Source organism: Phaeacidiphilus oryzae TH49 (assembly GCF_000744815.1).
Lineage (GTDB): Bacteria > Actinomycetota > Actinomycetes > Streptomycetales > Streptomycetaceae > Phaeacidiphilus > Phaeacidiphilus oryzae.
On record NZ_JQMQ01000005.1, the window covers coordinates 5,040,756 to 5,056,248 of the forward strand.

At 76.0% G+C, this 15,493-nt stretch carries 8 protein-coding genes; 7 read left to right on the forward strand and 1 reads right to left on the reverse strand.

All coding sequences use genetic code 11. The annotated features are described in order from the left end of the window. Positions 1 to 34: 34 nt before the first annotated feature. Positions 35 to 3,028, reverse strand: coding sequence for an NADH-quinone oxidoreductase subunit NuoF family protein (locus tag BS73_RS39935; RefSeq protein ID WP_235215528.1), 2,994 nt, complete (start codon positions 3,026 to 3,028; stop codon positions 35 to 37). Between the two features lie 339 nt (positions 3,029 to 3,367). On the opposite strand from BS73_RS39935, the gene BS73_RS26040 reads away from it, so the two are divergent. The 7 genes from BS73_RS26040 (at position 3,368) to BS73_RS26070 (ending at position 15,462) form a co-directional block, all read left to right on the forward strand. Continuing rightward, a complete protein-coding gene (locus BS73_RS26040; protein ID WP_037576473.1) occupies positions 3,368 to 5,353 on the forward strand; it encodes a S53 family peptidase in 1,986 nt (661 codons plus the stop codon). 125 nt (positions 5,354 to 5,478) lie between these two features. After that, a complete protein-coding gene (locus BS73_RS35070; RefSeq protein ID WP_051940614.1) occupies positions 5,479 to 6,825 on the forward strand; it encodes a hypothetical protein in 1,347 nt (448 codons plus the stop codon). Between the two features lie 176 nt (positions 6,826 to 7,001). Next, positions 7,002 to 9,893, forward strand: a complete 2,892-nt coding sequence (locus BS73_RS26050; protein WP_037576475.1) for a leucine--tRNA ligase — start codon at positions 7,002 to 7,004, stop codon at positions 9,891 to 9,893. A gap of 207 nt (positions 9,894 to 10,100) precedes the next feature. Further along, positions 10,101 to 10,901 carry a hypothetical protein gene (locus tag BS73_RS26055; protein WP_037576479.1) on the forward strand — a complete coding sequence of 267 codons (801 nt, stop codon included), beginning with the start codon at positions 10,101 to 10,103 and terminating at the stop codon, positions 10,899 to 10,901. Positions 10,902 to 11,103: 202 nt separating this feature from the next. Continuing rightward, the gene (locus BS73_RS26060) at positions 11,104 to 11,961 is read left to right on the forward strand and encodes a DegV family protein (protein ID WP_037576481.1); all 858 of its coding nucleotides are present in this window, start codon (positions 11,104 to 11,106) and stop codon (positions 11,959 to 11,961) included. A gap of 97 nt (positions 11,962 to 12,058) precedes the next feature. Beyond that, positions 12,059 to 13,057: a ComEA family DNA-binding protein gene (locus tag BS73_RS26065; RefSeq protein ID WP_235215529.1), complete on the forward strand. Its 999-nt coding sequence runs from the start codon at positions 12,059 to 12,061 to the stop codon at positions 13,055 to 13,057. Then, positions 13,054 to 15,462 carry a ComEC/Rec2 family competence protein gene (locus BS73_RS26070; RefSeq protein ID WP_235215530.1) on the forward strand — a complete coding sequence of 803 codons (2,409 nt, stop codon included), beginning with the start codon at positions 13,054 to 13,056 and terminating at the stop codon, positions 15,460 to 15,462. The genes BS73_RS26065 and BS73_RS26070 overlap by 4 nt, the downstream gene beginning before the upstream one ends. Positions 15,463 to 15,493: the final 31 nt, after the last annotated feature.

A 15,493-nucleotide genomic window follows, 5' to 3' on the forward strand; every position in this document is an offset into this window, starting at 1 on the left:
TCGTCCGCCACGGCGGGCGGCCCCTCCGGCGTTCTCAGGGGCGTCCGGTGCCGAGCCGCAGCGCCAGCGCCGGGCACTGGCTGACGGCCCGCCGGGCGCGGTCGATCAGCCAGGGCGGAACGGGCTGGTCGGAGAGGACCGGGTAGCCGTGCGGCCCGAGGGAGACCAGCTCGGGGGCGAGCCCCGCGCACAGCCCGTGCCCGTCGCAGCGGCTCCAGTCCACCTCGAGCACCGACTGCCGCTCGCCGTCCGCGCCGGCGGCCTCCCGGCGGCCCCCGCCCCGGCCCGCGGGCCCGCCGGGCAGCGGCAGCACGCCGAGCACCCGCCGTCCGCAGCCGGCCCCGCGCTGATGGGCGGCCAGATCGTCGGCGAAGACGCCCAGCGCCGACAGGACGAACCTGGCCGTGCCGTCCGGGTGGGCGCAGGCGCCCCGGCCGCGGACCGCGGCCGCGGTGGCCCGCGCGCTCTCCAGCGCGGCCCCGCCCTCGCCCGCGACCAGCGCGGCCAGCGCCCCCGCGAGGTCGGGCAGGCCCAGCCGGCAGGGACCGCACTGGCCGGCCGACTCCCCGGCCAGCCAGGCCGCCACCCGGGCCACCTCGCCCAGCGGGCAGGTCTCCGGCGGCAGGGCGATCACCGCACCCGCGCCGAGGGCGCCGCCGAGGGCCGCCAGGGCGTCCCGGGCGAGGGGGGCCTCGGCGGCGATCCGCGGCGCCAGCCAGGCGCCGTGGTAGCCGCCGACCAGGACGCCCTGGCCGGGGGCGGTGCCGCAGGCGCCGAGCACCACGCCGAGCCGGGTCCCGGTGGGGACCTCGACGACGACCGGCAGCCGCCGCGGATGGTCCGGCCGGGCCACCGTGAGGAGCACCGTGCCGGGCTCCTCCGGGGTGCCGACGACGGAGTAGGCGTCGGGCCCCAGCCGTGCCGCGACGGCGAGTTGGGCGTAGGTCTCGGCGTTGGACAGCAGGGTGGGCAGGCCGCGCAGACCGGCCGGGCCGCCGTCGGAGGCGCGGGCCTTCACCGGCGGGGGGACCGCCGGGCGCCCGGAGAGCCCGCGCAGCAGCGCACCGGACTCGCCGGAGACGAACCGCTCGGGGAGGGCCACCACGCTGGTGCGGACCGGCAGTTGGTGCTCGGCGACGGCCGCGGTCATCGAGGTCTCACCGATGCTTCCGGCGGCCAGGCCGATGACGATCTCCTCCCCGCCGAAGGTGGCCGCGGCCAGCGCGGCCCCGTCCAGTACCAGGTGCGGGGCGCGGGTGAGGAGCATGCCGTCCTTGGCGCAGGCCGGCTCGCCCTCGGCGGCGTTGACCACCACGGCGATCCGCGCGGGGCGGGCGCCGCCGCCGAGCCGCTCGGCGGCGTCCAGCACCGCCTTGGCCTTGCGGGCGAACGGGAATCCGGCGCCGCCGCGGCCGCGCAGGCCTATCCGGCCGAGGAGTTCGAGGAGGGCGTCGGGGCCGTAGAGCGGCATCGGGCCGTGGGTGTGGAAGTGCGCCAGGGCGTCCAGGCGGGGCAGCCGGTCGAGCCCGGCGGTGAGCCGGGCCGGGCCGAGCCGCAGGACGTCCGGGGCGGAGGTGGTCACCAGCGGCCTCCCGGGCCGTACTCGGGGTTCTGGGGGTGCTGCCAGTACTCGGGGTGCTCCCGGTAGTCCCAGCCGCCCTCCCCGCTCGGGGCGGCGGCCGGCACCTCGGCCTGGGCGGGGGCCTGGGGCTGCCCGTGGGGCTGCGCCTGCCCGTGGAACTGGGGCTGGCCGTGGAACTGGGGCTGGGGCTGGGGCTGGTACGCCGGGGGGTTCCAGGGCGGGGTGCTGCCGGCGAAGGGGGTGCCGTCGGTGAGCCGCCGCCAGGCGCCGGTGGACGGGCCCTCCTCGGCCGCCGCCGGGTAGCCGGTGTAGCTCTCCCAGCCGTCGGCGGCCGGGGGAGCGGCGGCCGGGGCGACGTCGTCCGGCAGCTGGTAGGGGTACGGGTAGTCGGGCGCGGGGGGCTCGGGGGTGCGGCGGCTGCCGGCGCGGGCGCCGGTGGGTGCGCGGCCACCGGAGCGGCCATGGGCGGCGCGGCCGCCGGGCCCGGGCCCAGACCTCCGCGCGGGGCGCGGAGGCCCGCAGCCGGTCGGTGAGTTCGGTCAGGTCCTGCGCGGACAGCTGGTGGGTCTCCTCCAACTCCGGCCGGGAGGCCGCGGCCTGGAGCCTCGGCGGGGTGGTCGGCATCTCGGGTACGGCGGCGGTCGTGGCGAGCGGCATGGCCGGTACGGCCGAGGTCGCCCGGGCCGCTGCCGCCGCCCGGCGGCCGCCCGCCGGGTGCTGGGCACGCCTGGCCCGCAGCCCGCGCCTGCCGAGCCGCCGCGAGCGGCGCTGCCCCGCCGCTCCCAGCACCCGGACCAGCAGGGCGAGCGCGACCAGTGCCGCGCAGGTGCCGTAGCTCCACAGCACCCACACCGCCGCCGGGCGGCCCGCCGACAGACCGTGCGCCAGCGCGATCGGCCAGCAGCCGTAGGCGGCGCAGTGCAGCGGCCGCCACAGCCACGGGCGGCCGCTGTCGGCGAACCGGCCGCGGACCATTCCGGTGATCGCGGTGAGCACCATCAGGTCGGCGGCGAGGGTGCCGAGGCCGACCGCGAGGGTCGCGCCGCCCGCGAAGGGCAGCAGCGGGACCAGCGGATCGGCCTCCTGCTCGACGATCTTCACGGCGATGTGGGCGATCAGGAACAGCAGTGCCCCGACCGACATCGCCCGGTGCACGGACTGCGCGGCGAGCCGGCCGCGCGGGGAGAGGAGGCGCCGGTCGGTGGCGGTGAGGCCGCAGACCACCGCCCCGGTGAGGGAGAGGAGGGTGAAGACGCCGGCGAAGTAGTCGAGGAAGCCCATGAAGCGGCCGGCGGTGTCGGCCACCGCGCTCTCCCCTTCTCCGGAGAAGGCGCGGATCGCCGTGGCGGCGATGGTGACCGTGAGGCAGACCGCTATCAGGAAGAGCGGGAGCCTCGGCAGGGGGGCGCGCTGGCGCCCCTTGTGGGACATACGACCGGAAGCCATTCGGTGTCTCCTCGATGCGGAGTGGGTCCCCTGAATGTGATTCCGGCGTGATGCTAGCGAGACCGGAGTGTGCGGCGGGGGTGACCGGAGAAACCCGGGAAAATCCGCCCGGTTGCGGAACAGATGTCGTACGGTGCCCGCGCCTGACCGTATCCGCCCCTCTTGCCCTGATCCGTCATAGCGGTCAATACACCTTCTGTGCTGGGTGGTTGACGCTCGGTCAGATAAACCGCGGCGGTGCCATCCGGTCCCGGACGCGCTCTTGTGCCGCTGGTTCCGCTGCTGATCTGATGACAGGTCCAACACAGAATCCGACCAAGGAAGTCGAGGAGGGGGCGCATGCAGAACGGGGAATCCGGCCGGGCGAGATCCCGGAGGGGGATCTCGCCGCGCCGAGCCGCGGTCGCGATCGGCGCGACGCTGCCGCTCTTCGCGGCGGCGCTGGCCGCCGCGGGGCCGGCTGAGGCGGCACAGGCGGACACCGCCCGCGCGACGCTCAGCGGGACCCATCCGAACTGGGCGAAGTCCTCCGCGGACCAGGGCGGGGTCTCGTCCTCCACGCAGCTGACCGCGCGGGTGTACCTCGCCGGCCGGGACCAGGCCGACCTGGCGGCGCTGGCCGAGCAGGTCTCCGACCCGTCGTCCGCCTCGTACCGCCACTACCTGACGGCGGCGCAGGTCAAGCAGCGCTTCGAGCCGTCCGCCGGGCAGATAGCCGCGGTCCGGTCCTGGCTGACCAAGGCGGGCTTCACGGTCACCGGCGCGAACAGCCACTACCTGACCGTGCGGGGCAGCGCGGCCGCGGCGCAGACCGCGTTCGCCACCCCGCTGCACAACTACCGCACCTCCGGCGGGGCGACCTACCGGGCGCCGGCCCGTACGGCCTCCGTCCCCGCCTCGATCGCGGGCGACGTGCTGAGCGTGACCGGGCTGAACGACAAGCCGACCAAGGCCACCCACCAGGACAAGCTGCCCGGCCCGGCGGCGGCCTTCGTCAACGCCGGCCCGTTCTCCTCCTACTACGGGCAGAACCCGGCGACCAGCGAGCCGAAGGCCTTCGGCCAGACGCAGTCCTGGACGGTCAAGGGCTACACCGGCAGCCAGCTGCGCTCGGCCTACGGGGTCACCGGAAGCGGTCTCACCGGCCAGGGCGTGAAGGTGGCGGTGATCGACGCCTACGACTCGCCGACCATCGACAAGGACGTCCGCACCTACGCCTCCCGCAACGGCGACCAGGCCTGGGGCGGCGGCCAGCTGACCCACGTCGACGCCGCCAAGTGGACCCACACCGGCACCGACTCGAACGGCTGCGGCGCCTCCGGCTGGTACGGGGAGCAGACCCTGGACCTGGAGGCCGTCCACGCCATCGCCCCGAAGGCCGGGGTGACCTACGTCGGCGCCGCCTCCTGCTACGACGCGGACCTGGTGGACGCGCTGAACACGGTGGTGGACAACCACCTGGCGGACATCGTCTCCAACTCCTGGGGCGAGCCCGAGGCCGCCAGCGACCCGTCGCTGGACGCGGTGTACAACCAGACCTTCATGAAGGGCGCCCTGGAGGGCATCGGCTTCTACTTCTCCAGCGGCGACAACGGCGACGAGGTGGCCAACACCGGCACCAAGCAGTCCGACATGCCGGCCTCGCTGTCCTGGGTGACCGCCGTCGGCGGCACCTCGCTCGCCGCGGGCAAGGGCGGCAGGTACGAGTTCGAGACCGGCTGGGGCACCGGAATGGCGCCGCTCTCCGCGGACGGGAAGAGCTGGCAGCTGCCCGGCGCCTTCCACGGCGGAGCCGGCGGCGGCACCAGCGCCCGTACCGCGGAGCCCTTCTACCAGAGGGGCGTCGTGCCGTCCTCGCTCTCCGGGGCGAACGGCGGCAGCAACCGGGTGGTGCCGGACATCGCCGCGGTCGCCGACCCCAACACCGGCTTCCTGGAGGGGATCACCCAGACCTACCCGGACGGCTCGGTGAAGTACGGCGAGTACCGGATCGGCGGCACCAGCCTCGCCTGCCCGCTGATCGCCGGCATCCAGGCGCTGGCCCAGCAGGCCGCCGGGCACCCGCTCGGCTTCGCCGACCCGGCCATCTACGCCCGATACGGCAGCAGGACGTACCACGACGTCACCGACCACCCGCTGGGCTCGCAGGGCCTGGCCGTGGTGCGGAACGACTACAACAACACGGTGGACGCCAGCCAGGGGATCACCACCACGCTGCGCACTCTCGGCCATGACGCGTCGCTCTCCGCCACCGGCGGCTACGACGACGTCACCGGGGTCGGCTCGCCGACCGCGGCCTACCTCTGGTCGTACGCCCGGCACTGACCCGGGATCCGGCCGCTGATCGGCCGAACTCCGGGCACCGCCACGCGGGCTGACGGGCCGTCACTTCGACGGCCGGTCGGCCCGCGTCGGCGTTTCCGGGCCGACGCTTCGGATACCTTGCTGTCATGGCCGATCTCACGTACCGGCGGAACCGGGAGCTGATCCGTCTGCTGAGCCAGCTGCGGTGGTCTCCCGAGCGTCTGGCGAAGGAGGTCAACGAGGCGGTCGGCTCGCAGCAGGCGATCAACTCGACCACCCCGTACCACTGGCGCGACCGCGGCCGGGTGCCGCGCGAGCCGTACGGCCGGGTGGTGTGCGAGGTGCTCTCCCGGGCCACCGGCACCCCGGTCGCCTACGAGCAGCTGTGGCAGCGCCGGGACGGTGTCGGCCCGCGCTCGCTGGACATCCCGCTGGTGGAGGCGGCCTGGACGCCGGAGGCCGCGCTGGCCGCGCTCTCGCTGGCCGCCGAGCGGGTGGTCAGCCTCCACAAGCCGGGCGACGTCCTCTCCACCGCGGCCCTCCACACCGCGGGCCGGCGCTGGGCCGATCCGTCCGTCCGGCCGCCGGCGGGGGAGGGCCGGCTGCGGATCGGCGAACCGCAGCTGGCGGACCTCCGGCTGACCGTGCGCAGCAAGGCCCGGGTGGACGCGGCCTACGGCGGCGGCCTGGTCCGCGATCCGCTGCGGGAGGAGGCCAGGTTCGCCCTGCAGCTGCTGCAGTACGGCCGCTACGACCCGGAGACGGGGGCCAGGCTGTACGCCGCGGCGGCCGATCTGGCCCGGCTGGCCGGCTGGGCCTCCTTCGACTGCGGGGAGCACGCGGCGGCGCAGCGCTTCCTGCTGGCCGGGCTGCGGCTGGCGCATGTCTCGGGGGACCGGGCGCTGGGCGCCCGGATACTCGGCTGCCTCGGCGTGCAGGCGACCTACATCGCGGACGCCGGGGACGCGGTGGCCCTGCTGGCCTCCGCGATCGAGGGCGGCGGGGAGGAGCTGCCGCCGGCCGAGCGGGCGCTGCTGTACGGCCGGCTGGCCAGGGCGCGGGCCGGACTCGGCGACGCCGAGGCCGCCCGGACGGCGGCCGACCAGGGCTTCGCGGCCCTCGCCGGCGCCGGCCCCGGGTCGGGCGCCGAGGAGGACGCGGCGGAACTCCACGGGCTGGTCGGGGAGACGCTCCTGCTGATCTCCGACCCGGAGGCGGCCGCCGGCCATCTGGACCGCGCGGTGGCGGAGCTCGGGCCGGCCCGGGCCCGCTCCCGCGCCCTGCTGCTGGTGCGGCTGGCGGAGGCCCGGCTGCGGCTGGGGCGCGCGGAGGAGGCGGGCCGCGCCGCCGAGCAGGCGCGCGCCCTGGACGTGGGGATGCGCTCCCCCCGGGTGACCGCGGCCCTCGCCGAGTACCGCCGCCGGGTGGCGCGCACCCCGGGGGCCGACCGCCCGGCGCCTTCGGTCCCGGCCGCCCGCCGGACGACCCGGTGAGCCCTTGCGGTACGCTGAGCCCATGCGAAATGTGCGCCTGCTCCTTAGCCGGCCGCGCTGACAGAACTCCGACTGACGGAGATTCAGCGCGGCAACCCCTCATGGTGAGGGGTTTTTTGTTTTTCGGCAGTTTCCGCGGCAGACCGCATGGCTGACCCCCTGGAGTCCTGAGGACGATGAGCGACACGACATCTGCGGCCACCGAGGCCCACAAGTACGGCGCCGCGCTGGCCGCGGACATCGAGTCCCGCTGGCAGGACCGGTGGGAGCGGGAGGGCACCTTCGACGCGCCCAACCCGGTCGGCGACCTGGCGGCGGCGGACGGCGCCGCGGAGATCGAGCGGCCGCACGCCTTCATCATGGACATGTTCCCGTACCCCTCGGGCGCGGGCCTCCACGTCGGCCACCCGCTGGGCTATATCGCCACCGACGTCTACGCCCGCTTCATGCGGATGACCGGGCACAACGTCCTCCACACCCTGGGCTACGACGCCTTCGGCCTGCCCGCCGAGCAGTACGCCGTGCAGACCGGCACCCACCCGCGGGTCACCACCGAGGCCAACATGGCCAACATGCGCCGCCAGCTGCGCGCGCTGGGCCTGGGCCACGACTCCCGCCGGTCGATCGCCACCATCGACCCGGCCTACTACCGCTGGACCCAGTGGATCTTCCTGCAGATCTTCAACTCCTGGTACGACGAGCAGATCGGCCGGGCCCGCCCGATCGACGAGCTGGTCGCCCAGTTCGAGAGCGGCGAGCGGGCCGTGCCGGACGGCCGGGCCTGGTCCGAGCTGTCCGCCGTGGAGCGGGCCGACCTGCTGAGCGAGTACCGGCTGGCGTACGCCAAGCAGGCGCCGGTCAACTGGTGCCCCGGCCTGGGCACCGTGCTGGCCAACGAGGAGGTCACCGCGGACGGCCGCTCCGAGCGCGGCAACTTCCCGGTCTTCAAGGCCAATCTGCGCCAGTGGATGATGCGGATCACCGCCTACGCCGACCGCCTGATCGACGATCTGGACCTGCTGGACTGGCCGGACGCCATCAAGCTGCAGCAGCGGAACTGGATCGGCCGCTCCGAGGGCGCCCGGGTGGACTTCGCGCTGGAGTCCGGCACCGAGAAGATCACCGTCTTCACCACCCGCCCGGACACCCTGTTCGGCGCCACCTACATGGTGCTGGCCCCCGAGCACGAGCTGGTCGACCGGATCGTCCCGGAGGCCTGGCCGGCTCCGTCCCCGGGCTCCGCCGGCCTGGCCGAGGAGTGGACCGGCGGCTTCGAGACCCCGGCCGACGCCGTCGCCGCCTACCGCAAGCAGGCCGCCGCCAAGTCCGAGGTCGAGCGGCAGAGCGAGGGCCGGCAGAAGACCGGCGTCTTCACCGGCGCCTACGCGGTCAACCCGGTCTCCGGCGAGCGGGTCCCGGTCTTCATCGCCGACTACGTGCTGGCCGGCTACGGCACCGGCGCGATCATGGCGGTCCCGGCGCACGACCACCGCGACTTCGAGTTCGCCCGGGTCTTCAAGCTGCCGATGCGCTGCGTCGTCCAGCCCTCCGACGACCGCGGGACCGACCCGTCCACCTGGGACGACGCCTTCGTCTCCTACGACGCGCGGATCGTCGACTCGGCCAACGGGCAGGTGAGTCTGGACGGCCTGGGCGTCGTCGAGGCCAAGAAGAAGATCTCCGACTGGCTGGCCGAGCAGGGCATCGGCGAGGGCACCGTCACCTACAAGCTGCGCGACTGGCTGTTCAGCCGGCAGCGCTACTGGGGCGAGCCCTTCCCGATCGTCTACGACGAGGACGGCGTCGCCCACGCGCTGCCCGACTCGATGCTGCCGGTCGAGCTGCCGGAGATCGACGACTACTCGCCGCGCACCTTCGACCCGGAGGACGAGCACACCGCGCCGGAGACCCCGCTCTCCCGCCGCGAGGACTGGGTGGACGTCGAGCTGGACCTGGGCGACGGCAAGGGGAAGCGGCGGTTCCGCCGCGAGACCAACACCATGCCCAACTGGGCCGGCTCCTGCTGGTACGAGCTGCGCTACGTAGACCCGGACAACGCCGAGCAGGTCGTCGACCCGGTCAACGAGAACTACTGGATGGGCCCGAGCCCGCAGAAGCGCGCGGGCGGCGTCGACCTGTACGTCGGCGGCGCCGAGCACGCCGTGCTCCACCTGCTGTACTCGCGGTTCTGGCACAAGGTGCTGCACGACCTGGGCCACGTCTCCTCCAGCGAGCCCTTCCACAAGCTGTTCAACCAGGGCATGATCACCGCCTATGTCTACCGCGACGAGCGGGGCTTCCCGGTCCCGGCCGCCGAGGTGGAGGAGCGCGACGGGCAGTTCTTCTTCGAGGGGCAGCCGGTCCGCCGCGAGATGGGCAAGATGGGCAAGTCGCTGAAGAACGCGGTCGCCCCGGACGACATCTGCCGCGACTACGGCGCCGACACCCTGCGGCTGTACGAGATGACGATGGGCCCGCTGGACGTCTCCCGGCCGTGGGAGACCCGGGCCGTGGTCGGCTCCTTCCGCTTCCTGCAGCGGCTGTGGCGGAACGTCGTCGACGAGGACACCGGCGAGGTCGTCGTCACCGACGAGGAGCCGGACACCGAGACCCTGCGGTTCCTCCACAAGACCATCGACGGGGTGCGGGCCGACATGGCTGGGCTGCGCTTCAACACCGCCGTGGCCAAGTGCATCGAGCTCAACAACCACCTGGTCAAGCGGGGTTCGACGCCGCGGAGCGTGGCCGAGCAGCTGGTGCTGCTGGTCGCCCCGCTGGCCCCGCACATCGCCGAGGAGCTGTGGTCCAAGCTGGGCCACCAGCAGTCGCTGGCCCACCAGCCGCTGCCCGAGGCCGATCCGCGCTACCTGGTCGAGGACACCGTCACCGCGGTGGTCCAGATCAAGGGCAAGGTCCGGGCCCGGTTGGAGGTCTCCCCGGAGATCTCCGAGGCCGAGCTGGAGGCGGCGGCGCTGGCCGACGAGGCGGTGCGGCGGGCGCTGGGCGGCGCGGACATCCGCAAGGTGATCGTCCGGGCTCCCAAGCTGGTCAACATCGTCCCGGCGTAGGGCCGGCGGCAGGGGACCCTCAGGGCCCCCGTGGTGATCACGGTCACCGCGGGGGCCCTGGCCGTGCCCGGCGCGGGTCAGGGTCGTCCCTGACGCGGCCCCGGTCGCGCGGTCCGACCTCAGGGCGATGCCCGGGGACCCGGCCGGAGCTACCGTGGGGATGGGGCCGCCGGGATCGGCGGCCGCACGTCATGGAGGAGGCCGGGGATGAGTGGCGGCGAGATCGCGGGTCTGGTGCTGCTGCTGATCGTGATCGCGGTGGTGGCCGCCGTCGCCGTCGCGGTGGTCAAGGTCAAGCAGGCCGTGCAGCGCCAGGTCGAGCAGCACGGCGCCAACGCCCGGCGGGCGGTCGAGGAGGCGGCGCTGAAGGCGCGCTCCTTCACCCGCCCGGGGCCCAGGGGCCAGGCCGCGTCCCTCCGCTCGGAGCTGCGGGCCTCGCTCTTCGCGGCCCGCCGGGTGCTGGAGTCGGCCGCCCCCGGCGATCCCCAACTCGCCGACTCGGTGAAGCTGTTGGACCGCCTGGAGGAGCACGCCCGGGTGGTCGACGACGATCTGCGGGACGTCGAGCGGCGTCCCGGCGCGGAGTCCGCGGACCGGATCCCGGCGCTGCGCGAGCGGGTGCGGCGGATCGTCGGCTCCGCGACCGCGCTGCGTACCGCCGCGCAGGACCGGCGCAGCCGGTGGGCCGACGAGGAGCTCGGCCGCCTGGACGAGGAGATCGCCGCGGAGGCCGGGGCGCTGCGGCACTGGATCCCGGTCGATGACCGGCAGCAGCGGCCGCGGGACGAGGCGGCCACCCACTCCGGAGGCCCCGGCGCCGGGCGCGACGGCCGCGCAGGCGACGGCCGCGCAGGCGACGACGGCGTCCCCGACGGTGGTGGCGAGCGGCGGCAGGCACTCGGCGGCGCGCCGGCCGGCTGGCTGAGCGCCGCGGAGGAGCTGGGGCTCGGCCGGTTCGTCAGGCGGCGCGGCGACCGCCCGCAGACCCCTGGACAGCAGCAGACCTGAGCCCGGCCCCCGCGCCGGCCGGCCGTCCCTCGGGCGCACGTTCTGACCTGAAGCAGGCGCGGAGAAGCTGACGAAGCGTCAGTCGTGTCGCGCGCGCATCCCGGCCACCTCCACGCTCCCCCTTCCCACCTGCAACTTCCTTACCTGACTCGCCCGGGGCTGGCCTGTCCGGTGCACGCCGGGTGCGGGTAGTCTCGCGAACATGCCCGTCCCCGCTCCGCCCGTCGCCGTCGTCACCGACTCCACGGCCTACCTCCCCCAGGAGGCCCGGGACCGCCATCGCATCCGGGTGGTCCCGCTCAGCGTGGTGATCGGCGAGGACGTCCGCGTCGAGGGCAGTCCCGGCGCCGAGCCGGCCCGGATCGCCGAGGCGCTGCAGCACAGGACCGCGGTGACCACCTCCCGCCCGGGCCCGGAGGCCTTCGCCGCGGCCTACCGCGAGGCGGCCGAGGAGGGCGCCGCCGAGATCCTCTCCCTCCACCTCTCCGCCGAGCTCTCCGGCACCTTCGAGGCGGCCAGGCTGGCCGCCGCCCACGCGCCGGTGCCGGTGCGGGTGCTGGACACCCGGATGGTCGCGATGGCGCTCGGCTACCCCGTGCTGGCTGCGGCGGAGACCATCGAGGCGGGCGGCTCGGTGGACGAGGCGGCCGCCGCCGCGGCCAAGCGGGCGGCGGCCACGGCCGGCTTCTTCTACGTGGACACCCTGGAGTACCTGCGCCGGGGCGGGCGGATCGGCGCGGCCCGGGCCATGCTCGGCTCGGCGCTCGCGGTGAAGCCGCTGCTGCACCTCGCGGACGGCAGCATCCAGCCGCTGGAGAAGGTGCGGACGGCCGGCCGGGCGATCGCCCGGCTGGAGGAGATCGCGGTCGAGCGCGCCGGACAGGACGAGGTGGACGTCGCCATCCACCATCTGACCGCCGGGGAGCGGGCCGAGCAGCTGGCGGAGCGGCTGCGCGGGCGGATCCCCAAACTGGCCGAGCTCCAGGTCTCCGAGGTCGGCGGGGTGATCGGCGCCCACGCCGGGCCCGGGTTGCTGGCCGTGGTGGTCGCCCCCCGTTAAGCCTTTCGAGTGACGGGATTACCCACACCCTGAGGGCCGCCCACAGGGCCCGAGACTTGTCGCCCGCAGCGTCCCGGGGCGGCCTAGCTTCCTCAGCATGAACAGCACGCTGACCGCCGGCGCCGCCGCCCGCCGCGAGAACGCCGACCTCGTCCGCCGCCGGATGGCCACCCTCTTCGACGCCCCGGCTCCACGGGGACGGCCGGGCGCCGCCTTCGACGAGCCCGAGGAGTCGGCGGAGCCCGGCGAGCACTTCGGGCCCGATGAGCATTTCGCGCGCGGCGAGCACGACGAACCCGACGGGCCCGACGGGCCCGACGGGCCCGCGCTGGGGTCGGACCGCCGTCGGCTCCGCCCCCGCCCCGGCGCCCTTGGCCGGATGCGGCTGGCCCTGCTGGAACGCTGCGACCTGGACCGGCGGGCGATGGTGGGCCTGGCCGTACTGGTCGTGCTGGCCTCCTGCTACGCCGTGCAGCACTTCTGGCTGGGCCGGCCGGAGCCGGTCGGCGTACCGGAGCGGCAGCCGGTCGCCACCGCCGCCGGCATGCCGGGACCGGGGCCGGGACCGGTGGCGGTGGCGCGAGGCGGCGGAGCCGCGGGCGGGGCGGTGACCGCCGGTGCGCCCTCCGGAGCGGCGCTGGTGGTGGACGTGGCGGGGCGGGTGGCCCGGCCGGGGGTGCACGCGCTGCCGCCGGGGGCGCGGGTCGAGGACGCCCTGGCCGCCGCGGGCGGCGCGCTGCCCGGCACCGACCTCACGGCGATCAACCTGGCCCGGCGGCTGGCCGACGGCGAGGAGATCGTCGTCGGCCAGCCGGCGCCGGCCGCCGGATCGGCCGAGGCCCCGGGCGGTGGAGCGGCCGGCTCCGCCGCCGGTGCCGCCGGTGCCGCCGGTGCTGCTGCCGCCGGCCCGGTCAGCCTCTCCACCGCCACCGTTCAGCAGCTGGACGGCCTCCCCGGGGTGGGCCCGGTGCTCGCCCAGCGCATCCTCCAGTACCGCGACCGGCACGGCGGCTTCCGCTCCGTCGACGAGCTGCGCAAGGTCCCCGGACTGGGCGCGCGGCGGTTCGCCGACCTCAGGAACCTGGTCCGGCCGTGAAGACGGAAGGGCGTAGCCGGACGCGGGGCGGGCCGTCCTCCGGCGCGGAGCGGACGCTGGACGCCCGCCTGGTCGGCCCGGCGCTGGCCGCCTGGGGGGTCGCCTGGGCGCTCCTCGCCGACCCGCCCGAGCCGCTGCCGGTCTGCCTGATCTGCGCGGTGGTCGCGATCGGCGCGGGGACGCTGTTCGCCGGCGGCGCGCGGTGGGCGGCCTGCGGGCTGCTGCTGAGCGCGGGCGCGGCGGCGCTCAGCGCCGGACTGAGCCTCGGCGAGCTGCACCGCGGCCCGGTACCGGAGTTGGCACGCCGTCAGGACTACGCCGAGCTGGTCCTGCGGGTCACCACCGACCCGCGGCGCCGGGGCGGGCCGGACGGCGGCGGCGGGCCGCCCCGGGTGGTGCTCGACGGGCGGGTGGAGGCCGTGGGCCGGGAGTCGGTGCGCACCCCCGTCACGGTGACCGTCCAGGGCCCGGCGTCCGCTCGGTGGCTGGGCCTGCTGCCGTCGACCCGGTTGCGGATGACCGCCCGGGTGGGCCCCCCGCTGCCGGGGACGCCGGTCGCCGCCCGGCTCACCACCCGGGCGCCCCCGGAGGTGGTCGCCGGGCCGAGCACCGTGCAGCGGATCGCCGGCCGGCTGCGGGCCGGGCTGCTGCGGGCCACCGAGCGGCTGCCGGCCGACCCGCGGGCGCTCCTCCCCGGGCTGGTGGTCGGGGACACCAGCCGGTTCACCGAGGATCTGTCGGAGGTGTTCCGGGCCGCGGACCTGTCCCACCTCACGGCGGTCAGCGGCGGCAACCTGTCCATCCTGCTGGTCATCCTGATCGGCCCGCCGGGGCGGGCCCGTACGCCGGAACGGGGCGGGCTGGCGGCCGGCCTGGGGCTGCCGCTGCGCGGGACGTCCGCGGCGGGGGCCGCGCTCACGGTCGCCTTCGTGGTGCTCTGCCGACCGGAACCGAGCGTGCTGCGGGCCGCCGCGACCGGAATGGTGGGCCTGCTGGCGCTGGCCACCGGCCGCCGGGCGCACGCGCTGCCGGCGCTGGCCGGGGCGACCCTGGTGCTGCTGGTCACCGACCCGTGGCTGGCCAGGTCCTACGGCTTCGGCCTCTCCGTGCTGGCCACCACCGGGCTGCTCACCCTGGGCCCGCGCTGGGCCGCCGCGCTGACCGCCCGGGGCTGGCCGGAGCGGCTGGCCGAACCGCTGGCGGCGGCCGCGGCCGCGCAGGCCTGCTGCGCGCCGCTGCTCGCGGTGATGGCCTCGCGGGTGAGCCTGGTGGCGATCCCGTGCAACCTCCTCGCCGAGTTCGCGGTCGCCCCGGCCACCCTGCTCGGACTGGGCGCGCTGGCCCTCGAACCGGTCTCGCTGACGGCGGCCCGGGTGCCGGCCGGGCTGGGGGCGCTGCCCGCCTCCTGGATCACCTGGGTGGCCCGCCGCGCCGCCGGACTGCCGGGGGCGGAGGTGGCCTGGCCGGGCGGGGTCGCCGGGGCGCTGCTGCTGGCCGGGGTGGTGTGCGCGGCGGTGTGGGCGCTGCCGGTGCTGCGGCGGCACTGGCTGCTGCCGGTGGCGCTGGGGCTGGTGCTGCTGGCCGCGCTGCTCCGGCCGCCGCCGGTGGTGCGGCTGCTCACCGGCTGGCCGCCGCCCGGCTGGGACCTGGTCGCCTGCGCGATCGGGCAGGGCGACGCGATCGTGATCCGGGCCGGCCCGGACTCCGACGCCGCGCTGGTCGTCGACACCGGTCCTGACCCCCGCGCGGTGGACGGCTGCCTCCGCCGGCTGGGGGTGCGGCGGGTGCCGCTGCTGCTGCTCAGCCACCTCCACGCGGACCACGCCGAGGGGGTGCCCGGGGTGCTCCACGGGCGGTCGGTGGGCGCCATCGAGACCACCTCGCTGGACGAGCCGGCCGGCGAGGCGCGGCGGCTGCGGGCGTGGGCCGGCGCGGCCGGGGTGCCGGTCCAGCGTGCCGTGCCGGGGGAGCGCCGGGCGCTCGGCGATCTGCGGTGGGAGGTGCTGTGGCCGCCGGGGGAGGAGGAGCTGAGGGGCGAGCAGCGGACGCCGAACAACGCGAGCGTGGCGCTGCTGCTGACGGTACGGGGACTGCGGGTGGCGCTGCTGGGCGATCTGGAGCCGCCGGCGCAGGGCGCCCTGCCGGGCGGGCTGGGGCCGGTGGACGTCCTCAAGGTGGCCCACCACGGCTCCGCACGACAGGATCCGGCGTTGCTGGCCGCGCTGCGGCCGCGGGTCGCGCTGATCTCCTGCGGGCTCGGCAACCCTTACGGCCACCCGGCGCCGTCCACCGTCTTCGCGCTGCACGCGGGCGGCGCGACGGTCCTTCGGACGGACACCCAGGGCGACGTCGCCGTCCTCGGCGACGCACGCCACCTCGCGGTGGCCGCACGAGGCCCCGGGTGAGCCCGGCGGGTCCGTCCGGGGCCCGCCGGTG